The 3,089-nt window shown below is 65.2% G+C and carries 3 protein-coding genes and 1 pseudogene; all 4 read left to right on the top strand.

Going from position 1 to position 3,089, the window contains the following annotated elements:
- Positions 1-246, top strand: a pseudogene (locus EN969_RS23985) (ABC transporter substrate-binding protein); the annotation flags it as partial.
- A 13-nt stretch (positions 247-259) separates the two neighbouring features.
- The gene (locus EN969_RS23990; RefSeq protein ID WP_063168181.1) at positions 260-1,207 is read left to right on the top strand and encodes an ABC transporter permease; all 948 of its coding nucleotides are present in this window, start codon (positions 260-262) and stop codon (positions 1,205-1,207) included.
- Positions 1,204-2,073, top strand: a complete 870-nt coding sequence (locus tag EN969_RS23995; protein ID WP_063168182.1) for an ABC transporter permease — start codon at positions 1,204-1,206, stop codon at positions 2,071-2,073. The genes EN969_RS23990 and EN969_RS23995 overlap by 4 nt, the downstream gene beginning before the upstream one ends.
- A partial coding sequence (locus tag EN969_RS24000; RefSeq protein WP_164758448.1) for an ATP-binding cassette domain-containing protein occupies positions 2,070-3,089 on the top strand: 1,020 nt, incomplete at its 3' end. The genes EN969_RS23995 and EN969_RS24000, both read left to right, overlap by 4 nt.

Here is a 3,089-nt window from a genome sequence, read left to right on the forward strand (position 1 = left end):
GATTATTACTTCAACTACGACAACCCGGCCTTCGACAACGTGATTGCCGATCTCGGCGTCACCTCCGACGAAGCCAAGCGCAAGGAATTGCTGGGGCAAGCGCAGAAGATCCTGGCCGACGATGCGGTGGTCGGCTTCCTCTATGAATTGCCGAAGATCGGCGTCTGGGACGCCAAGCTGCAAGGGCTGTGGGAAAACGCCCCGATCCAGGCCAATGATTTGACCAAGGTGAAGTGGAGCGAATGATCCCCCACCTTCCATGACCGCCTACCTCCTAAAACGCCTCGCCATCGCCATCGCCACGCTGGTGCTGGCTTCCATGGTGGTGTTCGCCGTCCTGGAGGTCCTGCCCGGCGATCCGGCGCGGCTAATGCTGGGCCTGAATGCCAGTGCCGACCAGGTCGAGTTGCTGCGCAACCAGATGGGCCTCAACGCGCCGCTGGCTTGGCGCTATCTGCACTGGGCGGGCGGCCTGCTCAGCCTCGATTTCGGCCGCTCCTACACCTATTCGGTGCCGGTCATCGGTCTGGTTCGCGAGCGGCTGGCCGTCTCGCTGCCGCTGGCGCTGATTGCGCTTGCGCTCTCCACCCTCATCGCGATTCCCGTCGGCCTGTTTTCCGCCAGCCGGCGTGGACGGGCCGGTGATACGATTTCCATGGGCGCCGCACAGCTTGGCGTCGCCGTGCCCAATTTCTGGTTCGCGCTGATGCTGATCTATGTCTTCGCCGTCTGGCTGCGGCTGGTTCCTGCTGGCGGCTTTCCCGGCTGGAGTGCCGGCGTCTGGCCAGCCTTGAAGTCGCTGCTGCTGCCGGCGTTGGCGCTTGCCTTGCCGCAAGCCGCGATTCTGGCGCGCGTCACCCGCTCGGCGCTGATCGAGGTGCTGAACGAGGACTATATTCGTACCGCCCGCGCCAAGGGTCTGCCCTACCGAGCTGTGCTGTGGCGGCACGCGCTGCGCAACGCCATGATTCCGGTGCTGACCATTCTGGGCCTGCAGTTCGCCTTCCTGCTTGCCGGCACCATCATCATCGAGAATGTTTTCTATCTGCCCGGCCTCGGCAGGCTGGTGTTCCAGGCCATCACCCAGCGCGACCTGATCGTCGTCGAAAGCGTCGTCATGCTGCTGGTCGCCGCCGTCATCGCCGTCAATCTGCTGGTCGACCTTTCCTATGCGGTCGTCGATCCGCGCCTGAGAAGCCGGCAATGACACTGCACATCGACATATCAGAAGAGACGTTCGGCAGCATCCTGAGCAAGGCGTTCGGGAATACCGCCTTCGTTGCCGGTTTCGTCATCACCCTGCTGATCCTGGCAATGGCTGTCGTCTCCTATGCCTGGACGCCCTATGACGTCACGAAACTGGTGATATCGGATAAGACGCAAGCGCCCTCGCTGGCGCACTGGTTCGGCACCGACCATTTCGGCCGCGACATCCTGTCGATGGTCATGGTCGGCGCCCGCAATTCGATTGCCGTGGCGCTGGTCGCGGTCGGCATCGGCATGGGGGTCGGCGTGCCGCTCGGCGCCTTTGCCGCGGCACGCGGCGGCCCCGTCGACGAGGCGCTGATGCGGCTGAACGACCTCGTCTTCGCCTTCCCGGCTTTGCTGTCGGCGATCATGATCACCGCCATCTTCGGACCGGGCGCCGTCAACGCCATCATCGCCATCGGCATCTTCAACATCCCGGTCTTTGCGCGCGTCGCCCGGGCCGGCGCGCTGGCGATCTGGCCGCGCGAGTTCATTCTCGCCGCACGCGCCGCCGGCAAGAGCAGCACGCAGATCACAATCGAACATGTGCTGCCCAATATCGCCACGCTGCTTCTGGTGCAAGGCACCATCCAGTTCGCGCTGGGCATCCTGGCCGAGGCCGGGCTTTCCTATCTGGGCCTGGGTGCGCAACCGCCAATGCCGAGCTGGGGCCGCATGCTGTTCGACGCGCAGACCCGCATGGTGGTGGCGCCATGGATGGCGATCTTTCCGGGCATGGCGATCGTTGTCGCCGTGCTGGGGCTGAACCTCCTGGGCGACGGCATCGCCGACATCCTCGATCCGAAATCGCGGCGGCAGCGATGAGCCTGCTCGACATCGAGAACCTGTCGCTGACCATCGGCGACACGCAGATCCTCAAGGGTGTGGAGCTTTCCGTCGCGCCCGGTGAGGTGATGGGGCTGGTCGGCGAATCCGGTTCCGGCAAATCGATGACCGCGCTGACGGTGATGCAGCTTCTGCCCCATGCCGCGCGCGCCAGCGGACGTGTCACATTCGACGGCATCGACATCCTGGCAGCAACCGAGGACCAGATGTGTGCGCTGCGCGGCGACGACATCGGCATGGTGTTCCAGGAGCCGATGACCGCGCTCAATCCGGTCAAGACCATCGGCGAGCAGGTTGCCGAAGGCATACGCTGGCACACCAGGGCCAGCCGCGCCGAGGCCGAAGACCGGGCGCGAAAAATGCTCGACCGTGTCGGCTTGCCCGAAGCGAAATTCCCGCTGTCGCGCTATCCGCACGAACTGTCGGGCGGCCAGCGCCAGCGCGTCGTCATCGCCATCGCCTGCGCGCTGAAGCCGAAGCTGCTGATCGCCGACGAACCGACGACGGCGCTCGACGTGGTGCTGCAGGCACAAATCCTCGACCTTTTGCGCGACCTCGTCGCGGAGAGCCGCATGGGCCTGCTCCTGATCTCGCATGACCTCGCCGTGGTGACCGAGATGGCTGACCGCATCACCATCCTGCGCCGCGGCGAGGTGATGGAAGCCGGCGACACCGCACGCACGCTATCCGAACAGCTCCACCCCTACACGCGCCAGTTGGCGCAGGCCTCGATGCATGTGCCGGCGCGCGCCAGGCCGCATGGCATCGAGACGGGCCGCCCTTTGCTTCAGGTCGAGGGCGTGACCCGCGACTATCCCGGCCGGCGCACTTCGCTGTTCAAGCGCGCGCCTGGTATCCGCGCCGTCGACGACGTCTCGCTGTCGATGGCGCCGAGTCAGTCAGTGGCACTGGTTGGTCGCTCCGGCTGCGGCAAGTCGACGCTCGCCCGCATGATCCTGGCGCTGGATCGGCCGACATCGGGCTCGATCCGGTTC

Origin of the sequence: Mesorhizobium sp. M7A.F.Ca.CA.003.01.2.1 (genome assembly GCF_003998945.1) — a bacterium.
Classification (GTDB): Bacteria; Pseudomonadota; Alphaproteobacteria; order Rhizobiales; family Rhizobiaceae; genus Mesorhizobium; species Mesorhizobium ciceri.